The following is a 20,414-nucleotide window of genomic DNA, read 5'->3' on the forward strand; positions in this document are numbered from 1 at the left end:
ACTGCCGCTGCGGGCCGGCGGGGTCGGCTACGTCAGCGCGATCTACCTCAAGGGCAACGAGACCGGCAACGTCAGCCGCCAGTGCTGACACCCCGGAACGTTCCGGGGTCCGCCGCGCGGCTCCCTGCGGCACCGTACCGACCGACCGGCCGGCACCGTGCCGGACGGACAAGGAGGATTCCCATGCGTCCCCTCTTCAGGAGACACCCGTCGAGACCGGCGGTGCCCCGGGCCGTCCGGGCCCTGCTGGCGGTGCTCGCGGTGTTCGGGCTCTGGACGGCCGTGGCGGCGGCCCCGGCGGCGGCCGCCGGGGCCGCCGCGGCCCGGCCCGACTTCCGGCTGCCCTTCCCCTGCCAGCAGACCTGGCAGCTCCAGACGTACGCGGGGCACGGCCCCGACGACAAGAAGCTCGACATGTACCGCGTCGGCGGGCAGACCCTCGGTGCGCAGGTGGTCGCCTCGGCCGGAGGCACGGTCACCGAGTTCTTCGAGCCCGGCGGCCTGGAGATCAACCACGGCGGCGGATGGTTCACGGTGTACCTGCACATGGACCGCATCGACGTGCGCCTGGGGCAGCAGGTCGCCTCGGGCGCGCCGCTCGGACGGCTCGGGCTGGTGGGGACCGACTCGGCCCATCTGCACTACGAGCAGCTGTACGACACCAACGGGGACAACGACGGCGAGACGGACGAGATGGTGCACCCGGTGCTCCAGGGCACCGAGTACCGTCTCTCGCCCGACGGGCCGTTCCCCCGCGTCACCAGCACCAACGCGTGCGACGGCGGGGGCGGCGAACCGGCGAGGTACTGGGTGGACACCTTCGCCGACGCCACCGGCTACGCGGCGGCCGACTGCGTCGGCGACAGCGGCCCGCGCTGCGCTCCCCAGGGGAGGTTGCTGGCGGGCACCAACTACGTCCTGTGCAAGAAGTGGGGCGACGAGGTGCGGGTCGGCGACTCGTACAACCACTGGTGGCTGCTGACCGACCTCGACGAGGTCTCACCGGGCGGCACGGGCCGTGCCTACGTCTCCGCGTACTACCTCCAGCGCTGGGGGAACGACGAGGCGAAGGACAACGAGGGGCGCGACATCAAGCTGTGCTGACGTCAGTCCCGGACCGCCCGCCCCGGGCACTCCGGGAGCTGCGGGCGGTCCTTGGTCCGCACGGCCGGCAGCCAGGCCGTGCTCCGGGGCTCCCCGGCCGGGAGGCGGACCCGGAACCACCGTGTCGAGCGCGCGCCCGTCTCGTCGACGACCGGCGCGCCCCGCGCCAGCCGGCAGTCGACGGCCAGGGCGTCACCGTGCCACACCCTGGTCGTCACGACGTTCTCGGCGGTGTACGGCTCCAGGGGATCGATCGCCAGGCCGAGACTGCACAGTTCGTCCCGGCTGCCGGGTGCGCGGCACCGCTTCTCGGCGTTGAACACCTCCACGCGCGTGCTCCTTCCGTCGCCCGCCGCCTGCCCGGTCCGCCCCGACGCCATGGTGCCGGCGCGGACGGGCCGGTCCTCCCTGCCGGACTCGGCCCAGCCGGCGCCCGCCCCGCACACCACCGCGGCCAGGGTGGCGGCCAGCGCGGTGCGTCCGCGCCGGTGCGGTGGGGAGGACGGTGCCGGCCGCTCCCGCCCGGCCCGGACGCGGGCCAGCAGGCTCTCCGCGGTGTGCGCGGCGCGGTCGGCGTGGTCCGCGGTCAGGCAGTCGGCCGCCAGACCGCGCCAGAGGGGCGGCACGCGCATGTCCATGCGCAGCGGTGCGCGCCCGGCGGCGTACTCCTGGGCGGCGGCGGCGCGGGCCGCCGGAGTGGCGCCGGGGAACGGCGAGGCGCCCCCGGTGAACACCTGGTGGATCATGATGCCCAGCGCCCAGATGTCGGTGCTCCGCCGTATCTGCACGCCCCGCTCCCCCAGCGGCGCCCGCCAGCGCTCCGGCGGCAGGTAGTCGGGGGTGCCCAGGGGCGGGATGTAGGCGTGGGTGCCGTCCAGTTCCACCGAGAGCCCGAAGTCCGACAGCCGTACGGACCCGTCCGCCATGACCAGGACGTTGTCGGGCTTGAGGTCCCCGTGCACCCAGCCGAGGCCGTGCAGGTGCGCCAGTCCCTCGCAGACCTCGGTGAGCAGCCGCGCGCCCTCCCGCGCCGACAGCGGCGGCCGCCCGGAGGCGGGCGGGTCCCCCAGCCGGTCGCGCAGGCTGTGCTCGGCCCGCTCCATCACGAGCACCACGGCCCCGTCGAGGGCGGGGCTGGCGGGTTCGCTGAGCGTCACGGAGTCCAGCAGCCGGATCAGCCGGGGGTGCCGGGCACGGCGGCCGAGTTCGGTCTCGCGCCGGGCGGTCTCCACCATGCCGCGCGCCTGGCGCGGTGCGAGTCCCGACGTGGGAAGGAACTTGAGCGCGACCTCCACCGGTCCGCCGGCTCCGTCCGCTCCCCCGACGGACCGGCCCTCGTACACCGTCCCCCAGCCGCCGGCCCCGATCAGGTCGGCGACCTCCCAGTCGCCCACCCGGTAACCGCGCGGGACCACCTCCACCGACTCGCCGCTCACCGGCCCACCACCTCCGGCCGGCGGTGGGCCCCTCTCCTGGGCGGCAGGATCTCCAGGTCCTCCTCGCGCACCAGTCCGAAGCGCAGGACGAGCCCGACGATCGCCTCCCGCTTTCCGTTGCGCCGCCCGCCCGGACCGGAGTCGGCACCGCCCGGGGCGGCGATCCGCAGCTTCTCCTCCGCCAGGTAGTCGATGTGGGAGCTGACCGCCCGAGCGGTCAGCCGGCCGCAGACCGGATGGTTCCGCAGCCGCTCGACGATCTGCGGTGTGGTCGCCACCGCCACCGCCGACTCGTCGCGCAGCCGGGGTTCGCAGAGCGCGACCAGGACCAGGAAGTACGTGGAGGTCCTGTCCAGGGAGAAGGCCGTCAGCGTGTCGGTGCCGCCCTGGCCCGCCGACCCGCCCGAGCCGAGGTAGACGTGGTCGGGGGCGAACACCTGGAAGCTCACGAGGCGGTCCTGGGTGGGCAGGACGACGCGCGCGAACTCGAAGGGGACGGGCGCTCCGGCCCGGCGGGGCGGCACCCTGAAGTACTCGCCCGCTCCTTCCGGGTTCTCCACCAGGTAGCTCTGGGCCGTACTGAGATTGCTGAGCTGCCAGTGGTCCTCCGTCACCCGGATCTCCCCCGCGAGCCGGGACACCGCGGGGTGAGGCAGCCGCAGCTCGACGGGGACGGACGCGGAGCCGCGCCCGAAGCGTGCCACGTCCCCCGGACCGAGCCGGAGGCTCACCGGCCCGCGGGCGGCCTCCGTTCCCCCGTCCGACGGCAGGTGGACCAGTACACCGCTCATCGTCTTCTCCTCTCCCGCCCGGTGCCCTTCTCGGCACGGACGGATCGCCCCGGGGCCGGGAAGGAAGCAACCGGCTGCTCCGGGACGGACTTCTGCGTTCGGTCGGCTGGGCCGGTCGTGTCCCGGGCCGGGACGGGCCGGGTCCGTCGGGACGGCACGGAGGGAGGAGCGCCCCATGACGAAGCGGTTCAGGGCAGGCCCGTCTGCGGAACACGCCGTATGCCCCTGCCCACGGGGTGGTGTGGGGAGTCCCGCTGGTGATTCCGCAGCGGGCTCCGTGTGCCGGCGAACCGGCCGCGCACCTGTGACGGCATACCGATCACGGTCAAGCTCGCTCCCCCGTCCGTGTCCCCCTCAGGAGTCCGCGCCACACGAGCACGCCGCCGCACCGGGGAGTCAGCCCGGTCGTCGCGGCGGCGAGCAGAACATTCGCACACCAGTGCCCCAGATGTCACGGACAGCGGTATGCGGAATCCCACCCGACCGATAATGAGATCCTTGTCGCCGCAGCAGGAAGGGGGTGACCATGGCCGACACGGGCTCAGGCAGGCATGCGGAACCGAGCATTCACCAGTTGCGCCTGTTCCTGGTGCTGGCCGAGGAGCTTCACTTCGGCCGAGCCGCCGCACGCCTGTTCATCACCCAGTCCGCGCTGAGCCAGCAGATCCGCGACGTGGAGAGACGCCTGGGGGTCCAGCTGTTCGAACGCACCAGCCGGACCGTCGCCCTCACTGCGACCGGGCAGGAACTGCTCGCCGAGACCCGAACAGCGGTCGGCGCCGTCGACCGGATGCGGCGGATCGCCGACACACAGGCGCGCCGGCTCTCGGGCCGGCTCGTCGTGGGGACCATCGGCGCCGAGGCCGCCATGCCCCACACCCGCGCCGTCCTGCGGACGCTGCGCGAACAGCATCCCGACGTGCTGCCGCAGGTGATCAGCCTCAACTTCGTGGACCACGTCGCCGCCCTGTTCCGGCAGGAGGTCGACGTGGTCTTCCTGCGGCCTCCCGTTCCGGCCGACATAGAGCTGCACCACCTCGCCGAGGAGCCCCGCGTCGCCTGTCTCCCGGCCGGCGACCCCCTGGCCGCCCTGCCCCGTCTCACCCTGGCCCAGCTCGCCGACCGCGCCGTGGTCGACGTGCCCGAGCAGGTGCCGCGGGTGTGGTGGGACTTCTGGGCGGTGGATCCGCGCCCCGACGGCAGTCCCGTGCGGTACGGACCGGTCGTCACCGACATGGAGTCGCTGCTCCACACCGTGGCCGGCGGAGCGGCGATGTGCTTCCTCCCGGCGGCCGCCCGGGACTTCTTCCCGCGCCCCGGCATCCGGTACGTCGACGTCACCGACCTCGCGCCCTCCTCCTCGGCCTTGGCCTGGCTCGCCGGCAGACGCGCCGAACCCGCCATCACCGCCATCCGGCGGGCAGCCCGGAACGCCCTGTGAGCCCGGGAGCGTGCCCACCTGCCCGGTCCCGGGGGCCTCGCGGCTGTGACGTTCCAGGCGTTGACGGTGAAGGCCAGTGCCGCTCGCCGCCACACCCTCCGGCCTGACCCGCACTCTCACCCGCACCCTCCGGCCTGACCCGCATCATCCGCGAACCCTCCCCTCCAAGGCCGCTCTCGTGTTGGATGGGCCGCATGGTGCCCACCGACCGGCTCGCGGCGTTCGCGGCCATGTCCTTCCTGCTGATCGTGGTCCCCGGCCCCAGCGTGCTGTTCGTGATCGGGCGGGCACTGGCACAGGGGCGCCGCGCCGCGCTGACCACGGTGGCGGGGAACACGCTCGGAGCCTGCGTACTCGTCGTGGCCGTGGCGCTCGGGATCGGGACCGTGGTGGAGCGTTCGGTGCTCGTCTTCACGGTGCTCAAGCTCGCGGGTGCCGCGTATCTGGTGTACCTGGGGGTCAGGGCGGTACGGGAACGCGGTTCGCTGCGGGCCTCGTTCACCGGCGACGCCCCCGCGCGAGGCGGTCCGCGCACGATGTGGGAGGGGTTCGCGGTCGGGGTGGCCAATCCCAAGACCATCGTGTTCTTCGCCGCCGTGCTGCCCCAGTTCGCCGACCGGGGCCAGGGCCACGTCACGGCTCAACTGCTGCTGCTCGGCCTGGTCTTCAACCTGATCGCGGTCGTCTGCGACAGCATGTGGGGGCTGCTCGCGGCCACCGTGCGGGGCTGGTTCGCCCGCTCACCGAAGCGGCTCGCCATGGTCGGCGGGATCGGCGGGTTCACGATGATCGGCCTGGGCGTCACCGTCGCCGCGACGGGCCGCAGGGAGTAGTCGCGCCCCGGGACGGCCCCGGCTCCTGCGGTCGGCAACGTTCCCGGCCGGGAGACTGCCGCATCGTGCACAGGACCCCGCGGTCCGGACGGCGGCAGGATGCCCTGTATGACCAGTCCTCCGGAAGTGATCTGCCGTTTCCAGCGAAGAGGCGTCCTGTGGTTCCTCGCCGGCCTCGGAGCCGCCGGAACGGTCTCAAGCACGGTGCACACGGCGTACCGGGGCCCGGGCGTGTCGTGGCTGGCCGTCGGTCTGCTGTCCGCGCTGCTGGGCCCCTTGTTCCTCCACGGGGCGACCGCACGGTTACGCGCCGACGCGTACGGCCTGCACTCCTGGACACTGCTGCGCCGCCGGAGCGTGCCGTGGTCCGACATCGCCGATCTGCGCCTGCGGCTGAGGCGCGGCGGGAGCAACGGTTCCTGGCAGGTCCTCCGCGTCGACCTGTTGCTGCGCGACGGACGCAGACGGCTCCTGCCCGTGCCGCAGGGTTCGTCCCTCGACAGGCGGGACTTCGACGCGAAACTGGCCGCGCTCCGTGTGCTGCACCGCCACCACGGGATCCCGGAGTCGAGCCACCTCCCCGTCATCTCGCACCGCACCGCCGGGAGCGGCTGGGTCCTGTCCCTGACCCTGTGCGCGCTGCTGCTCATGGGCGCGGGACTGGCCGCGTGGTTCGTGCCGAAGGCCGCGTCGGAGGAGCGGGCCTGGAAATCGGCCGCCCCGTGCGCCGCCGGGACACCCGCCGCCGAGCGCGGCGAATGCCTGGCCACCCTGCCCGCCGTGATCGAGCGGACCGAGGTCAACCGGACCAGGGAGAGCAGTTGGCTGTACTTCGCCGGCGACAGACCGCAGGAGCGGATCGCGGTCTCCCGCGAGGACGCCCTGGAGTTCCGGCCCGGCGACGCCGTCGAGCTGACCCTGTGGCGCGGCCGGGTCAGGGAGGTCGCCGGAGAGCGCCGTGTGTGGCGCGAGCACCGCACCCCCGCCGGGGACCTGGCCGCCATCTCGGCCGCGTGCGTCCTCGCCGCGGGTTACCCCGGCGCCCGGGTGCTGCTGCGTCTGCGCGGACGTCGGCTGCCCGACGACGAGATCCTCCCGTCGGCCCTTCCGTTCGCGGGCGCGCTCGCCGGTACCGCCCTGTGGCTGCTGCCGCTCTGCTACCTCCACCCCACGGCACCGCCCGCCTCCCCGGCGGCGGTCGTCTGGTCGGCCGCGGGCTCGCTCGTCTCACTGGCCCTCCTCACCTGGGCCTGGCGCGCCACCCGGATCCGTACGCCCCGAACGGCCGAGGAGTCCGCCGGGGAAGAGGTGTTCCTGGCCGCCCGCTTCCTGGAACACACCGACTACAACCCGCACGGCTTCGGCACCCACATCGTCCTCGGCGGCGGCCCGCCCGCGGTGACGCCCCACCCCGGCCCGGGCCGGTTCGCGGCGAGACGGATACCGGTGGAGCGGCTCACCGCCGGAGACGTGCGCCGTGTCCGGGGCGGCGACGGCGACACCGTCCCCAGGAGCTGGCACATCGCCGAAATCGACGACGCGGGCAGGCCGGTCCGCCTCGCCGCCGCACCGTCCGACCTGGCCCGCATCATCCGCGAACTGGACTCCGCGGGCGCTCCCGCCCCCGAAAGGACCTGCGGTGCGCCGGGACCGGCCGGAGGCTGAGGCCGTGGAGCCGACCCACCTCGGTCTGCCGGTGCGCGACGAGCGGCGCAGCCCGTACTGCTACCCGCCCGGCGGTACGGGGGCGGCACGGTGACCGTCCGCGACGCCGCCGGCTTCGGTCCCGCCCCGCACCCGGTGCGGGGCGGGAGCGGACCCCTGCCCGAGTTCCTGCACTTCGGCTTCCGGCTGTCCGGCCCGGCAGCGGTACGGGCGCTGCTCGAACGGCTCACCGCCGACGGTGTCGAGATCGTCGAGTGCCCGGACCCGGACGGCCACCGGGTCGAGGCGTACCGGGGTAGTCGTGTCGCGGGACGAACGGCGCCACAGACGGACAAGGGGCCTTCCCATGGGTCCTGCCCGCGGCTCAGGGCCGGTTCGCCCTGCCGTCGAGCCAGAGCGTGTCCGACTCGTCCCGGTGGGTTCCGTCCGTTCCGACGTGCTTGCCGGAAATCCCCGCACCGTTCCTGATGACGTGCACGAGCGCCATCCCGTGCCCGCGGCCCAGGCCGTAGTCCTGCTTGAGCCACTCCAGGATGACGCCGGCCCTCGTGTCCGGGCTGTCGTAGCCGCGTTCCCGCGCGAGCGTGATGAACCGACGCGGCGTCAGCCCCGTCTTTTCCTCTGCCTTGTCCAGGTATGCCTGAAAGGACATGCCCTCTCCTCCTCGATGTCCATGCCGACGGAACCGGCCGGCGAGATGCCCTGCTCGTCCCCCGCTCCGGCACGAGGGCCGGCCCTCAGGGCTTCGGCTGGGTGAAGCGGATGTTGTTGCCGAAGGGGTCGCGGAGACCGCAGTCGATCCCGTACGGACGCTCGGTGGGCTCCTGGGTGAACTCCACGCCCCGGCTCAGCAGCGTCTCGTAGGTCTTGCGGCAGTCGTCCGTGCCGAGGATGAGCCAGCCGCCCATCGCGCCCTTGCTCACCAGCTCACGGACCTGTCCCGCGGTCTCCTCGGACATCGCCGGCGGGCCCGGCCTCTCCAGCAGGACCTGGCGCTCCGGATGACCGGGGACGCTGACGGTCAGCCAGCGCATGAAGCCCAGCTGGACGTCGGTGTTGACCTCCAGACCGAGCTTGCCGACGTAGAAGTCGAGGGCCTCGTCCTGGTCGAGGACGTAGATCTGCGAGTGCGTGATGGCGTTGAACATGTGCACCACGCTACTGAGCGGGCCGGGCGGAAACTTATCCGAAACTGCTCAGCTCGCACTCGGCCGGGTCCACGCCATCGTGAAGCACGTCGGCACGCCCGCGGCCGTCGCCTCCCTGCGGTACTCCCTCGGCGACCGGCCGACGATGTCGCGGAACGTGCGGCTGAAGGTTCCCGTGCTGCCGAAGCCGACCTCGAAGCAGATGTCCGTCACACTGCGGTCGGTCTCCCGCAGCAGGAACATCGCCCGTTCGACGCGGCGGCGCTGCAGGTAGCGGTGCGGCGTCTCGCCGAAGACGGTCCGGAAGGTGCGGATGAAGTGCGCCGGTGACACATGGGCGATCCGGGCCAGGGCCGGGACGTCCAGCGGCTGGGCGTAGGCGCGGTCCATCGCGTCCCGGGCCCGGAGCATGCGGCGATTGGTGTCTTCCGTGGCGCGGCTCACGTCTCCATCACACCACGGACCCGGCATACCACCCGCCTTCCGGGGACTCGAGCCCGCAGCCGGGGGACGGCGGGAGGGGACGGGGAGGGGCGGGTACTCCGGACACTCAAGTACGATTTGCGGCCAATGAGCGGCTCACCCGACGTGTCACGATCACGGCCGTAAATCGTACCGTCCGGAGTGCCCGCCCCGGACCGGCCCCGACCCCGGCACGCACCGCACCCGCACCCGCACCCCGCGCCGGGAGTCCGAAAACTGACGCCCGGAAACGGCGAACCCGATCGACCACCGGACCAGTCGCGACACTCCGCCCCTCCGCAATGCGAGTGGACCGCCGCACAGCCGACATTCCCCGGCCCAGCACCTCACAAGAGGCGAAGAAAAGCGGACAACCTCGGAGTCCGCTGTGCTGAATATTGCAGAGTGTTCGGTCCACTTCTACTGTGGGAGCGCTCCCATTTTCGCATGCCGGTACCTGCCCCCGGTTCCTCCCCCCACGACTTCCCCCGGGGTCCGCATGTTCTCCTCCCCCCACCCGCCCACGCCCGCCCTCCCGCGCGGCCGCCACTCCGCCCCACAGACACTCCCACCGGCACTCCCGCAGGCGCCCCCGCCGGCAGCGGCCGGCGCCGGCGGACCGCACGGCCGGTTCGCATGACCCGCCACACCCCCGCCGGCGGCCGTGCGGCGTCCTGCCCGGAGGCCAATGACGCCCGCCGCCCCCGCCGCATGCGGTGGCCACGGCTCCGTACCGCGCGAACAGACAGTCCCCCCCCACCAGAAGGAGCACTCCATGCGCGATTCGTCCGGTGTGAGCCGGAGGACGATGCTGGCGGCCCTCGCCGCGGGCGCGATGGGCGGCACCGGCGTCCTCGCCGGCACCGGCACCGCCCATGCCCGTGCCCACACCCGTGCCGCCTCCGCCGCCCCCGCCGCCGCCCCGGTACGGGTCATGCCGCTCGGTGACTCGATCACCGACGGTCTGAACGTGCCGGGCGGCTACCGCATCGACCTGTGGCAGAAGCTCGTGGCGGACGGCCACGAGATCGACTTCGTCGGCTCCATGGCCAACGGCCCGGGCAGCCTCGGCGACCGCGACCACGAGGGCCACTCCGGCTGGACCATCGCCCAGATCGACGCGAGCACCGACGGCTGGCTCCAGGCGTACGACCCCGGCACGATCCTGCTGCACATCGGCACCAACGACATGTACCGCCAGGACCCCGGCGGGGCGCCGGGCCGGCTCTCCGCGCTGATCGACCGCATCACCGGCCGGCTGCCCGAAGTGGAGCTGTTCGTGGCGACGATCATCCCCCTGCCCTTCGCCGACGCGAACGTCCGGGCGTACAACGCGGCGATCCCCGGCATCGTCCGGAGCAAGGCGGAGGCCGGCCGGCACGTGCACCTGGTGGAGATGTACAGCGCCCTGACGGCCGCCGACCTGGCCGACGGCGTGCACCCCAACGCCACCGGCTACGGCAAGATGGCGGCCGTCTGGTACGACGCCCTGCTGTCGGTGCCGGGCAGCCTCGGCCTCACCCCGGAAGGCGGCGGTAGGCCCGCAGGGTGAGCAGGGCGGCCAGGGTCGCGCCCGGGCGGGCCGCCACCTCGACGGTGGGGGACCACTTCGCCCGGCGGAGCGGCCAACCGCCGTCCTCCCGCTGCTCGGCGGCCAGGTACCGCAGACCGCGGTCCAGTTCCGTGTCGGTGAACCAGGCGCGGGCGAGGCTCTCCGGGTGCGGGACGAGATCGTGCGGCAGGTGGTACTCGCCGGGTGCGTAGCCCGGGGCGAGCGACACGTCCTCCGGATGCCGGGGGTCAAGGAGGACGAGGTGTTGGTCCCGCACCAGTTCGCCCAGACGTACCGCCTGCCGCACCCCCCAGTTGCGGTCCGGGGCCGCGTCGAGGAACTCGACGACGGCCCGGGCCTCGTACGGGTGGGTCAGCCGCAGTTCCCCGACGGCGCGGCGGCAGAAGTCCGCCGCGCCGGCCGGCCAGGGGTGCCGCACCCCGGCGCGGAGCAGCGGGGCGACCGCCAGGGCGGTGGCCGGCAGTTGCCCGGCGGGCCGCTCCGGGACGGGCAGCCGGGGCGGGTGCGGATACGGGCGCAGACTGGGCAGGACGGCGGGCACCCCGCCGTCCGGGGCGGTGTGCCCCGCCAGCCAGTCGCAGATCCGCCCGGCCCGGGGGCCGGACAGCGCGCCCGTCTCCGCCAGGACCCGCAGGGCCGCGGCCAGCGCGACCGGCTGGCTCGCGGGGCCCCGTACGTCGGGCTCCAGCCCGTAGGCGTAGCCCCCGTCCGGGGCGCGGTGGGCGTCCAGGGCGGCCAGGACGCCCGACGGGTCGGTCTCGCCGCCGAAGAGGAAGGCGAAGCGGCGCTGCTCCAGCACCCGCCCGGACTCCCACAGGAAGCGGGCGGCCCGGTCGATCATGTCGCTCATGGCCTCTGACGGTAGAGGGCCGCCCGCCGGTGGTCCCGGAGGCCGCGGACGCCACCGGCGCCCGTCCCCCGGACAGGGGTACGGACGCCGGCAGGCGGGCGCCGCCCGGGGCTCCGCGGCGGATTCCCCCGCACACGCGCGGGCCGCCGTCTCCCCGGAGACGGCGGCCCGCGCGTGTGCGGGGGAGGCGCGGGATCAGCCCAGCGGGGTGGCGGCCGTCACCTCGTGCAGGTGGATGAGGACGTCGTGCGACCCGCCGAGGGCGAGGTCCTGCTCGGGGACGGGCCAGGCGGCGCCGATGTTGCGGGTGGCGCGCGGCTCGGCCAGCCAGGCGCGGGCCGCGGCGGGGGCGGTGCGCATGTCCACCAGGTAGTCGCGGTAGCGGACCTGGTCCAGCAGGTGCTCGTTGCTGCCGGGCTTCGAGGCGCCCACGCTGAAGGTCTGCTCCGGGCTGCCGGAGCCCTGCTCGGCGTCGAAGGCCCGGAAGGAGCCGCGGTCGAAGGAGAAGCCGACGCTCACGTAGCGCTTGCCGAGGTGGTCGCGGAGGAAGGCGCCCTGGACCTTGGGGTAGTTCTCGTCGTAGCTGTCGTAGGCGACGTGCGTGTTGTGCGCGGAGACCATGACCTTGTCGCCGGTGTACCTGTTCCACCAGGCGACGTTGTCGGCCATGACCTTGTCGCGGAACGTCATCATCTTCCTGATCTCCTCCAGGTCGGTGACGCCGAAGGAGTAGCCCCGGAGGGACTGGTCGACGGCCCGGGCGTGCTGCACCGCCCAGGTGTGCGCCTGCCGGTCGGCCTTCCGGCCCGAGGCGGGGCCGGCCTTCTCCAGCAGTGCGAGCACCTTCCCGGTGCGCCGGGCGTTGTCCTGGCGCTCGGCCAGCGGGACGGTGAGGTACTGGTCCATGTACTCGCCCGAGGAGACGGTGGGCCGCAGCCCGTCGTACAGCTCGTTCACCTGCTCCGCCCGTCGCGGGTGGGCCTTCGCCACGTAGTCGGCCACCCGGTCGTACAGCTCGGGCCCCGCGTATCCCATGTCGTTGCCCATGAACCGCACCGGGTCGTGCGGGTGGCGGAGGTTGTACTCCCGCATCCACTGGAGGATGTCCCGGTACTCGGCCTTCTTCCCGACCTTGTAGACGCCCTGGTACTCCTCGTCCAGGATCTGCTCCAGATCGCCCCTGCCGTGCAGGACGTAGTCGTTGATCTTCAACCCGGTGCTCCAGGGTGTCTCCAGGGAGAAGGTGCGGAAGCCCTTCTCCTGGACCAGGTGGCGGAAGACCCGGTGCTTGACGGTGAAGAACTCGTGCGAGCCGTGGGTGGCCTCGCCCATGCCCACCACCTCGGCGTTCCCGATCATGCGGCCCAGCACCCGCAGGTCCCGCAGGCTGCCGTACGGCTCGGTGGAGCGCAGCGGGTGGGCGCTGCGCTCCAGCGCGTGCAGGACGTGCCGGTCCCTGCCGTGGGACCAGCCCTTGCCGTGGAAGGCGGTCTGCTGGACGGAGACGGTGTGCGGCTTGTGCGGTGCGGCGATCGCCTGGTGCACGGGAACGGCGGTGGCCAGCGTGCCCAGGATGATCGTGGCGGTGAGGGCGAGGATCGGCTTGCGTCGTGAGGTCATGCCTCAAGACCCCCGTCCGCACCCCGTCCCCGACCAACCACCGGAACACCCTGTCCGGGGTGCACCGGGCGCGGTGCCGGGCGGTGCCGGGCGGTGTCAGGCGATGCGGTCCAGGATCAGCGGGGGCGGCTCGTGGGAGGCCGCGCCGGGGGTCCCGGCGATCTCCACGGCGCCGTCGGCCAGGGCCCGGAGCGCGTAATCGAAGCGCTCGGGGGTGTCGGTGTGCAGGGTCAGCAGCGGGGCGCCCGCCGTGACCCGGTCGCCGGGTTTGGCGTGCAGCTCCACCCCGGCACCGGCCTGCACCGGGTCCTCCTTGCGGGCCCGGCCCGCGCCGAGCCGCCAGGCGGCCACGCCGACGGCGTACGCGTCCAGCCCGGTCAGTACGCCGGAGGAGGCGGCGGTCACGGTGTGCCGCTCGCGGGCGGTGGGCAGCGGGGCGTCCGGGTCGCCGCCCTGGGCGGTGATCATGCGGCGCCAGTGGTCCATCGCCGAGCCGTCGGCCAGCGCCCGGGCCGGGTCGGCGTCCGCCAGTCCGGCGGCGTCGAGCATCTCGCGGGCCAGTGCCAGGGTGAGCTCCACGACGTCGGCCGGGCCGCCGCCGGCCAGCACCTCCACCGACTCGCGGACCTCCAGGGCGTTGCCCGCGGTCAGTCCGAGCGGGGTGGACATGTCGGTGAGCAGGGCGACGGTCCGCACACCGTGGTCGGTGCCGAGGCCGACCATCGTGCGGGCCAGTTCGCGGGCGTCGCCGAGGTTCTTCATGAAGGCGCCGGAGCCGACCTTGACGTCCAGCACCAGTGCGCCCGTGCCCTCGGCGATCTTCTTCGACATGATCGAGGAGGCGATCAGTGGGATCGCCTCGACGGTGCCGGTGACGTCGCGCAGCGCGTAGAGCCTGCGGTCGGCGGGCGCCAGGCCCTCGCCCGCCGCGCAGATCACCGCGCCGACCTCGCGCAGGACGTCCAGCATCTCCTCGTTCGACAGGGACGCCCGCCAGCCGGGGACGGACTCCAGCTTGTCGAGGGTGCCGCCGGTGTGGCCCAGACCGCGGCCGGAGAGCTGGGGCACGGCCGCGCCGCAGGCGGCGACCAGCGGGGCCAGCGGCAGGGTGATCTTGTCGCCGACGCCGCCCGTGGAGTGCTTGTCGGCCGTCGGGCGGGGCAGGGCGGAGAAGTCCATGCGCTCGCCGCTGGCGATCATCGCGGCGGTCCAGCGGGCGATCTCCGCCCGGTCCATGCCGTTCAGCAGGATCGCCATGGCCAGCGCCGACATCTGCTCGTCGGCGACCTCGCCGCGGGTGTAGGCGTCGACGACCCAGTCGATCTGTGCGTCGTCGAGGCGGCCCCGGTCGCGCTTGGTACGGATGACGGAGATGGCGTCCATCGTCGGGTGCGGCTCCTTGGCTGGAGGTGTGGCGGGGTGGAGGGGGTTCAGCGGTCCGCGAGGTTCTCGGGGCCGAAGGCGTCCGGCAGCAGGTCGGACAGCGGGCGGACGCCGGTGGCGGTGTCGACCGCCAGACCGGGGCCGCCGTGCTCCCACAGCAGCTGGCGGCAGCGGCCGCACGGCATCAGCACCTCGCCCCGGCCGTCGCAGCAGGTGAAGGCCACCAGCCGGCCGCCGCCGGTGGCGGCCAGCTCCGAGACCAGGCCGCACTCGGCGCACAGCGCGACACCGTAGGCGGCGTTCTCCACGTTGCAGCCGGCCACGGTCCGGCCGTCGTCCACCAGCGCGGCGGCGCCGACGGGGTAGCCGGAGTAGGGGGCGTAGGCCCGGGACATCATCTCCCGGGCCCGCTCCCGCAGGGCGGTCCAGTCGACCGCGCCCGCCTCGGGGTGGCCGCTCATGTGCCCTCGCCCTTCCGGTAGGGCCTGCCGTTCGCCCTGGGCATCCGCAGCCGCTGCGCGGACATCGCCAGCACCAGCAGGGTGGCGACGTACGGGGCGGCGCTCACGAACTGGCTGGGCACCTCGTCCACCGACAGGTACCACACGAACAGCACCAGGCCGGTGACGGCCGAGACCGCGCCGGTCGCGTACTTCCTCCGGTACAGCGCCCAGGCGGTGGCCAGCACCAGCAGGATCGCCAGGAGCAGCAGCAGGGCGTGGACGTTCTGCCCGCCGCCGCGCAGGTTGAGGCTGTCGGTGTAGCCGAACAGGCCCGCGCCCAGCGCCAGTCCGCCGGGCATCCAGTTGCCGAAGATCATCGCGGCGAGGCCGATGTAGCCGCGCCCGCCGGTCTGGCCCTCCTGGTAGATGTTGGAGGCGACCTCGGCGAGGAAGACACCGCCCAGGCCGGCGAAGCCGCCGGAGATGACCACGGCGATGTACTTGTACTTGTAGACGTTGACGCCCAGGGTCTCCGCGGCGGAGGGGTTCTCGCCGCAGGAGCGCAGCCGCAGCCCGAAGGCGGTGTGCCACAGCGCCCACCGGCTGAACGGGATCAGCGCGACGGCCACGACCGTCAGCAGGGAGAGGTTGGTGACCAGGCCGCCGGCGAGCCCGGCGACGTCCGAGACGAGGAACCAGTGCTTGTCGTTGAGCGTGTCCAGCGCGTCGGAGAGCCAGGGCACGGTGATCCGCCCTATCGACTCGATCGGCGGGGACTGCTTGCTGGTGCCGCCCTCCATGTCGGCGAAGGTGAAGCTGGACAGGTAGCGGGTGGCGCCGACGGCGAGGATGTTGATGGCCACACCGGAGACGATGTGGTTGACGCCGAAGGTGACGGTGGCGATCGCGTGCAGCAGGCCGCCCAGCGCGCCGCCGAGGATGCCGACGAGCACGCCCGTCCACGGGCCCCACTGGACCCCGGCCCAGGCACCGAACCAGGTGCCCAGGATCATCATGCCCTCCAGGCCGATGTTGATCACACCGGCCCGTTCGGCCCACAGGCCGCCCAGGCCCGCCAGTCCGATCGGCACGGCCAGCCGCAGGGCGGTGGAGGTCTGGCCGACGGAGGTGATGCCGTGGGCGCCGGTGATCACCCGTACCGCGGCGACCAGGAACAGGACGCCCGCGACGACGAGCATCCACTCGGCGAGGGTGAGGCGGCGGCGGCGGGCGGTCGGCCTGGACTGCGCGGCCGGCTTGGTCAGGACGGTGCTCACGCCGACACCTCCTTGCTGGTCTTCGGGCCGGTGCCGGTTCCGGTGCCGCCGTCGCCGGAGGCGGCGAGCTCCTCGCCGACCTTCTGCTGCTGGCGGCGCAGGCCGTAGCGGCGTACGGCCTCGTAGCTGATGACGACCGCCATCACGATCAGTCCCTGCATGATCGTGGCGATCTCCTTCTCGTAGCCGTTGTAGTCGAGCGTCGCGGACGCCTTGTCGAGGAAGGCGATGAGCAGGGCGCCGAACGCGATGCCGAGGGGGTGGTTGCGGCCGAGCAGGGCGATGGTGATGCCGGTGAAGCCGACTCCGGCGGGGAAGTCGAGGCTGTAGGTGTGGGCGTCGCCGAGGAGGACGGGCATGCCGGTCAGCCCGGCGATGGCGCCGGAGATCAGCATGCTGGTCAGCACCATCCGCTTGGCGTCGACGCCGCTGGCGACCGCGGCGCTCTCGCCGGCGCCGGTGGCGCGCAGGTCGAAGCCGAAGCGGGTGCGGTTCAGCACCAGCCAGTACGCGATGCCGCAGAGCGCGGCGACGAGGGTGAAGCCGTAGATCTCACCGGCGGCGCCGAGGTCGAGGCCGGGGAACCAGCCGGATTCGGGGATCTCGCCGGTGGTGAGGTTGTTGCCGCGCTGCTCGCCGAACTGGTCGGGCAGGATCAGGTAGGCGATGATGCTGGTCGCGATGGCGTTCAGCATGATCGTCGAGACGACCTCGCTCACCCCGCGGGTGGTCTTGAGGATGCCCGCGATACCGGCCCAGAAGCCGCCGACCAGCACCGCGACGAGCAGGATCACCAGGATGTGCAGCGGTCCGGGCAGTTCCACCGAGGCGCCGACCAGGGCGGCGGCCATCGCGGCGAGCCGGTACTGGCCGTCGACCCCGATGTTGAACAGGTTCATCCGGAAGCCGACGGCCACCGCGAGCGCGGCCAGGTAGTAGGTGGCCGCCTGGTTGACGATGAGCACCTGGATGTCGGAGTGCACCGCGTACTCGATCATCAGGGTGTACGGCTGGACGGGATTCCGCCCGGACGCGATCAGCACCACCGACGTCAGCACCATGGCGACGGCGATGGCGAGCACCGGTCCGCCGGCCGCCAGGATCAGCCGGTCCTTGTCGAACTTCTTCATCGGTCCTCTCCCCCGTCCCGGCCCGCGCCGCGGGCGCCGTCGGCGGTCTCATCGGGGGTTTCGTCGGCGGTCTCGTCGGCAAGGCGGCCGGAGGCGGCACCGGTCATGGCGGAGCCCAGGGCCTCGGGGGTGATCGTGGCGGGATCGGCGTCGGCGACCAGCCGCCCGCGGTACATCACGCGCAGGGTGTCGGACAGGCCGATCAGCTCGTCCAGGTCGGCGGAGATCAGCAGGACGGCCAGGCCGTCGCGGCGCGCGGCGCGTATCTGGTCCCAGATCTGCGCCTGGGCGCCGACGTCCACACCGCGGGTGGGGTGGGCGGCGATCAGCAGCCGGGGGTGGTGGCTCATCTCGCGGCCGACGATCAGCTTCTGCTGGTTGCCGCCGGACAGGGAGGCGGCGGTGACGTCGATCCCGGGGGTGCGGACGTCGTACTCGGCGACGATCCGCTCGGTGTCGGCACGGGCGGCCTTGATGTCGAGCCAGACGCCCCGGCTGTTGGGGGACTCGGTGACATGGCCGAGGATGCGGTTCTCCCACAGGGGCGCCTCCAGCAGCAGCCCGTGCCGGTGGCGGTCCTCGGGGATGTAGCCGACGCCGCCCTCGCGGCGCCTGCGGGTGGGCCAGGCGGTGACGTCCTCGTCGGCGAGGGTGATGGTGCCGCCGTCGGGGCGGCGGGTGCCGATCAGCGCCTGGATCAGCTCGGTCTGCCCGTTGCCCTCGACCCCGGCCAGGCCCAGCACCTCGCCCTTGCGGATGGTGAAGGTGATCCCGTCCAGGACGGTGCGGGCGCCGTCCACACCGCCGTTCTCGGTGAGGGTGAGCCCCTCGACCCGGAGCATCGGGGTGTCGGTGACGGTGGACTCCCTCGTCTCCGGCGAGGGCAGCTCGGCGCCGACCATCAGCTCGGCGAGCTGCCTGGCGGTGACGTCGGCCGGTTCGACGGAGGCGACGGTGGTGCCGCGCCGTATCACGGTGATGTCGTCGGCGACCGAGAGGACCTCGCCCAGCTTGTGGGAGATGAAGATGACGGTCAGGCCCTCGGCCTTCAGCTCGCGGAGGTTGGCGAAGAGCGCGTCCACCTCCTGCGGCACCAGTACTGCGGTGGGCTCGTCGAGGATGAGGGTGCGGGCACCGCGGTAGAGGACCTTGAGGATCTCCACGCGCTGCCGGTCGGCGACCCCGAGGTCCTCCACGTAGGCGTCGGGGCGGATGCCCAGGCCGTAGGTGTCGGAGATCTCCCTGATGCGGGCGCGGGCCTTCGCGCCGATCCCGTGCAGCTTCTCGCCGCCCAGGACGGTGTTCTCCAGGACGGTGAGGTTGTCGGCCAGCATGAAGTGCTGGTGGACCATGCCGATGCCCCGCGCGATGGCGTCACCGGGGTCGGCCAGGCTGACCTGCTCCCCGTCGACCGCGATGGTGCCCTCGTCCGGCTTCTGCATGCCGTAGAGGATCTTCATCAGGGTCGACTTGCCCGCACCGTTCTCGCCGACGACGGCGTGCACGGTGCCCTTGCGGACGGACAGGTGGATGTCGTGGTTGGCGACGACACCGGGGAAGCGTTTGGTGATCCCGGTCAGCTCGACGGCGGGAGGACTGCTGGACGCGTTGATGGTGCACTCTCCTCGGGGCTAAGGAGTGGCTCGTAGGAGCGCCCCGGCGGGGCGGGCGGACCGGCTTGCGCCGGGCTGGGCCGCCGGGGCGTGGGTGGCGAGGGCGACGCTATCGCGTCAACGGCTTACTACGCGCGTAGAGCCCACTCCGTCATGCGGGCCCGGCAGCGGGACCCCGGGGGGATCCGCGCCGCCGGGCCCGAGCCGGAGCCGGGCGGCCGGTGCGGTGGGCGCACCGGCCGCCTCGGGTCGTGCCGGATCGTCCGGCCCGGATCGGGGCTCAGGGAGCGGCCTTGACCTCGATCTCGCCGTTCACGATGCTCTCCTTGGCCTTCTTCACGGCCTCCTGGAGCTCGGTCATCTCCGTGAACGCCGGGTTGGAGTCGGCCAGGCCGACCCCGCCGGACTCCAGGTCGAAGCGGACCTCGCCCGACAGCGGCTCGCCGTCCTGCACCGACTTGGCCAGGTTGTAGACGGCGCCGGAGACGTCCTTGGTCATGGAGGTCAGAATGCGGTCCTTGTACTTGGCCAGCGTCTTCTGCTCGTACTGGTCGGAGTCGACACCGATGACCCACTTGTCCTGCGCGGCGACCGCCTCGATGACGCCCTGGCCGGCCAGGCCGGCGGCGTGGTAGATCACGTCGGCGTCGGCGTCGAGCTGGCCGCGCGCGGCCTCCTTGCCCAGGTCGGGCTTGGAGAAGCCGCCCATGTCCGGCGGCTGGGTGAGGTACTGGGTCTTCACCGTCACCGACGGGTCGGTGTCCTTGACGCCCTGGACGAAGCCCGCCTCGAACTTCTTGATCAGCGGGACCTCGACGCCGCCGACGAAGCCGACGACCTTGGACTTGGTGGCCTTGGCGGCCGCCACGCCCGCCAGGTAGGAGCCCTGCTCCTCGCTGAAGACGAGGTTGGCGACGTTCTCCGCCTGGACGGTGTTGTCGTCGATCAGGCCGAAGGTGGTCTTGGGGAACTTCTCCGCGACCTCCTTGATGGACGGCGCGTAGGCGAACCCGACCCCGATCACCGGGTTGTAGCCCTGCCGGGCCAGCTCGGTGAGGCGCTGCACCTTGTCGGCGTCCGCCTCGCCGTCGGAAGGCTCGATGTCCTTGCCGCCGATACCGAAGTCCTTCTTGGCCTTCTCGAAGCCGGCGTAGGCGGCGTCGTTGAAGGACTGGTCACCACGGCCGCCGACGTCGTAGGCGAGAGCTATGCCCTTGCCCTTGGCGGACTCCGAGGAGTCCGAACCGGAGGACGACTCCGTGGATGTGCCGCCACACGCGGTGGCGCTGAGGGCGAGGGCCGCGGCGGTCCCGACCGCGGCAAAGAGCTTGCTTACCCGGCGCAAGAGGACTTCCCTTCGCTCGAAAGCGCCTCCGTTGGCGCTGGCTTTCCGCCGCATCGTAACGCGCGTAGATGTCCGGAAGAGATCCCCTGCGGGGGCCGTTATCACTTCGGTGTGAACAGGGCGTGCCGAGCCCCTGCCGACGGGTGACGCCGGGGTGGCGGACACCTGGCGCGCCGGGCCGCGCCACCCCGTCCCACCAGCGCGGACACCCGGTCGGCCGGAATCCCGCCGCCCGGCGGAACGCGTCCGGGCCGGGCGGCGGATGTGCCGGATACCACAGCGGTCCGGCCGGGCCGCGCA

Annotated in this window: 19 protein-coding genes; 5 read left to right on the plus strand and 14 right to left on the minus strand. The window is 72.9% G+C overall.

Annotation, left to right across the window (positions count from 1 at the left end; all coding sequences use genetic code 11):
* The first annotated feature begins 183 nt into the window (after positions 1–183).
* Positions 184–1,104, plus strand: coding sequence for a M23 family metallopeptidase (locus CUT44_RS17020; RefSeq protein ID WP_100202717.1), 921 nt, complete (start codon positions 184–186; stop codon positions 1,102–1,104).
* Positions 1,105–1,106: 2 nt separating this feature from the next.
* On the opposite strand, the gene CUT44_RS17025 is transcribed toward CUT44_RS17020, so the two are convergent.
* Positions 1,107–2,540: a serine/threonine-protein kinase gene (locus CUT44_RS17025; protein WP_100202718.1), complete on the minus strand. Its 1,434-nt coding sequence runs from the start codon at positions 2,538–2,540 to the stop codon at positions 1,107–1,109.
* A complete protein-coding gene (locus CUT44_RS17030) occupies positions 2,537–3,331 on the minus strand; it encodes a serine/threonine protein kinase (protein ID WP_100202719.1) in 795 nt (264 codons plus the stop codon). The genes CUT44_RS17025 and CUT44_RS17030 overlap by 4 nt, the downstream gene beginning before the upstream one ends.
* Before the next feature lie 526 nt (positions 3,332–3,857).
* On the opposite strand from CUT44_RS17030, the gene CUT44_RS17035 reads away from it, so the two are divergent.
* The 3 genes from CUT44_RS17035 to CUT44_RS17045 all read left to right on the plus strand — a co-directional run bounded on the left by CUT44_RS17035 (position 3,858) and on the right by CUT44_RS17045 (position 7,270).
* On the plus strand, positions 3,858–4,772 hold the full coding sequence (locus CUT44_RS17035) for a LysR family transcriptional regulator (RefSeq protein ID WP_100202759.1): 915 nt from the start codon (positions 3,858–3,860) through the stop codon (positions 4,770–4,772).
* Positions 4,773–4,966: 194 nt separating this feature from the next.
* Entirely contained in the window at positions 4,967–5,605 is a 639-nt protein-coding gene (locus CUT44_RS17040; RefSeq protein WP_100202720.1) for a LysE family translocator, read from the plus strand.
* A 108-nt stretch (positions 5,606–5,713) separates the two neighbouring features.
* The gene (locus CUT44_RS17045) at positions 5,714–7,270 is read left to right on the plus strand and encodes a PH domain-containing protein (RefSeq protein ID WP_100202721.1); all 1,557 of its coding nucleotides are present in this window, start codon (positions 5,714–5,716) and stop codon (positions 7,268–7,270) included.
* 60 nt (positions 7,271–7,330) lie between these two features.
* On the opposite strand, the gene CUT44_RS33155 is transcribed toward CUT44_RS17045, so the two are convergent.
* The 4 genes from CUT44_RS33155 to CUT44_RS17065 form a co-directional block, all read right to left on the minus strand.
* Positions 7,331–7,618 (minus strand): hypothetical protein, encoded by a 288-nt coding sequence (locus CUT44_RS33155; protein WP_158239623.1) that lies wholly within the window; start codon positions 7,616–7,618, stop codon positions 7,331–7,333.
* Between the two features lie 16 nt (positions 7,619–7,634).
* Positions 7,635–7,922, minus strand: a complete 288-nt coding sequence (locus CUT44_RS17055; RefSeq protein WP_100202723.1) for a DUF4287 domain-containing protein — start codon at positions 7,920–7,922, stop codon at positions 7,635–7,637.
* A gap of 85 nt (positions 7,923–8,007) precedes the next feature.
* Positions 8,008–8,418 (minus strand): VOC family protein, encoded by a 411-nt coding sequence (locus CUT44_RS17060; RefSeq protein ID WP_100202760.1) that lies wholly within the window; start codon positions 8,416–8,418, stop codon positions 8,008–8,010.
* A gap of 48 nt (positions 8,419–8,466) precedes the next feature.
* Positions 8,467–8,862: a helix-turn-helix domain-containing protein gene (locus CUT44_RS17065; protein WP_199185731.1), complete on the minus strand. Its 396-nt coding sequence runs from the start codon at positions 8,860–8,862 to the stop codon at positions 8,467–8,469.
* Positions 8,863–9,655: 793 nt separating this feature from the next.
* Here CUT44_RS17065 and CUT44_RS17070 point away from each other — a divergent pair.
* A complete protein-coding gene (locus CUT44_RS17070) occupies positions 9,656–10,432 on the plus strand; it encodes an SGNH/GDSL hydrolase family protein (protein ID WP_199185732.1) in 777 nt (258 codons plus the stop codon).
* Here CUT44_RS17070 and CUT44_RS17075 read toward each other — a convergent pair.
* From CUT44_RS17075 to CUT44_RS17110, 8 genes are all read right to left on the minus strand, one after another.
* The gene (locus CUT44_RS17075) at positions 10,398–11,303 is read right to left on the minus strand and encodes a hypothetical protein (RefSeq protein ID WP_100202725.1); all 906 of its coding nucleotides are present in this window, start codon (positions 11,301–11,303) and stop codon (positions 10,398–10,400) included. The two genes, CUT44_RS17070 and CUT44_RS17075, sit on opposite strands and share 35 nt — an antisense overlap.
* A 195-nt stretch (positions 11,304–11,498) precedes the next feature.
* Positions 11,499–12,923: an erythromycin esterase family protein gene (locus CUT44_RS17080; RefSeq protein WP_233221444.1), complete on the minus strand. Its 1,425-nt coding sequence runs from the start codon at positions 12,921–12,923 to the stop codon at positions 11,499–11,501.
* Positions 12,924–13,019: 96 nt separating this feature from the next.
* The gene (locus CUT44_RS17085; RefSeq protein ID WP_100202726.1) at positions 13,020–14,306 is read right to left on the minus strand and encodes a thymidine phosphorylase; all 1,287 of its coding nucleotides are present in this window, start codon (positions 14,304–14,306) and stop codon (positions 13,020–13,022) included.
* Positions 14,307–14,353: 47 nt separating this feature from the next.
* Positions 14,354–14,767 carry a cytidine deaminase gene (locus CUT44_RS17090; protein WP_100202727.1) on the minus strand — a complete coding sequence of 138 codons (414 nt, stop codon included), beginning with the start codon at positions 14,765–14,767 and terminating at the stop codon, positions 14,354–14,356.
* On the minus strand, positions 14,764–16,026 hold the full coding sequence (locus CUT44_RS17095; protein ID WP_233221445.1) for an ABC transporter permease: 1,263 nt from the start codon (positions 16,024–16,026) through the stop codon (positions 14,764–14,766). The genes CUT44_RS17090 and CUT44_RS17095 overlap by 4 nt, the downstream gene beginning before the upstream one ends.
* On the minus strand, positions 16,023–17,156 hold the full coding sequence (locus CUT44_RS17100; protein WP_100202728.1) for an ABC transporter permease: 1,134 nt from the start codon (positions 17,154–17,156) through the stop codon (positions 16,023–16,025). The genes CUT44_RS17095 and CUT44_RS17100 overlap by 4 nt, the downstream gene beginning before the upstream one ends.
* Positions 17,153–18,769, minus strand: a complete 1,617-nt coding sequence (locus CUT44_RS17105) for an ABC transporter ATP-binding protein (protein WP_100202729.1) — start codon at positions 18,767–18,769, stop codon at positions 17,153–17,155. The genes CUT44_RS17100 and CUT44_RS17105 overlap by 4 nt, the downstream gene beginning before the upstream one ends.
* 280 nt (positions 18,770–19,049) lie before the next feature.
* The gene (locus CUT44_RS17110; RefSeq protein WP_100202730.1) at positions 19,050–20,114 is read right to left on the minus strand and encodes a BMP family lipoprotein; all 1,065 of its coding nucleotides are present in this window, start codon (positions 20,112–20,114) and stop codon (positions 19,050–19,052) included.
* Positions 20,115–20,414: the final 300 nt, after the last annotated feature.

The organism is Streptomyces carminius, assembly GCF_002794255.1.
GTDB lineage: Bacteria > Actinomycetota > Actinomycetes > Streptomycetales > Streptomycetaceae > Streptomyces > Streptomyces carminius.

What these genes read in the sequence shown, in the direction of transcription:
- CUT44_RS17020 (WP_100202717.1), top strand. Translation starts at nt 184, where the DNA reads ATGCGTCCCCTCTTCAGGAGACACCCGTCGAGACCGGCGGTGCCCCGG.
- CUT44_RS17030 (WP_100202719.1), bottom strand. Translation starts at nt 3,331, where the DNA reads ATGAGCGGTGTACTGGTCCACCTGCCGTCGGACGGGGGAACGGAGGCC.
- CUT44_RS17035 (WP_100202759.1), top strand. Translation starts at nt 3,858, where the DNA reads ATGGCCGACACGGGCTCAGGCAGGCATGCGGAACCGAGCATTCACCAG.
- CUT44_RS17040 (WP_100202720.1), top strand. Translation starts at nt 4,967, where the DNA reads ATGGTGCCCACCGACCGGCTCGCGGCGTTCGCGGCCATGTCCTTCCTG.
- CUT44_RS17045 (WP_100202721.1), top strand. Translation starts at nt 5,714, where the DNA reads ATGACCAGTCCTCCGGAAGTGATCTGCCGTTTCCAGCGAAGAGGCGTC.
- CUT44_RS33155 (WP_158239623.1), bottom strand. Translation starts at nt 7,618, where the DNA reads ATGGGAAGGCCCCTTGTCCGTCTGTGGCGCCGTTCGTCCCGCGACACG.
- CUT44_RS17055 (WP_100202723.1), bottom strand. Translation starts at nt 7,922, where the DNA reads ATGTCCTTTCAGGCATACCTGGACAAGGCAGAGGAAAAGACGGGGCTG.
- CUT44_RS17060 (WP_100202760.1), bottom strand. Translation starts at nt 8,418, where the DNA reads ATGTTCAACGCCATCACGCACTCGCAGATCTACGTCCTCGACCAGGAC.
- CUT44_RS17070 (WP_199185732.1), top strand. Translation starts at nt 9,656, where the DNA reads ATGCGCGATTCGTCCGGTGTGAGCCGGAGGACGATGCTGGCGGCCCTC.
- CUT44_RS17075 (WP_100202725.1), bottom strand. Translation starts at nt 11,303, where the DNA reads ATGAGCGACATGATCGACCGGGCCGCCCGCTTCCTGTGGGAGTCCGGG.
- CUT44_RS17080 (WP_233221444.1), bottom strand. Translation starts at nt 12,923, where the DNA reads ATGACCTCACGACGCAAGCCGATCCTCGCCCTCACCGCCACGATCATC.
- CUT44_RS17085 (WP_100202726.1), bottom strand. Translation starts at nt 14,306, where the DNA reads ATGGACGCCATCTCCGTCATCCGTACCAAGCGCGACCGGGGCCGCCTC.
- CUT44_RS17090 (WP_100202727.1), bottom strand. Translation starts at nt 14,767, where the DNA reads ATGAGCGGCCACCCCGAGGCGGGCGCGGTCGACTGGACCGCCCTGCGG.
- CUT44_RS17100 (WP_100202728.1), bottom strand. Translation starts at nt 17,156, where the DNA reads ATGAAGAAGTTCGACAAGGACCGGCTGATCCTGGCGGCCGGCGGACCG.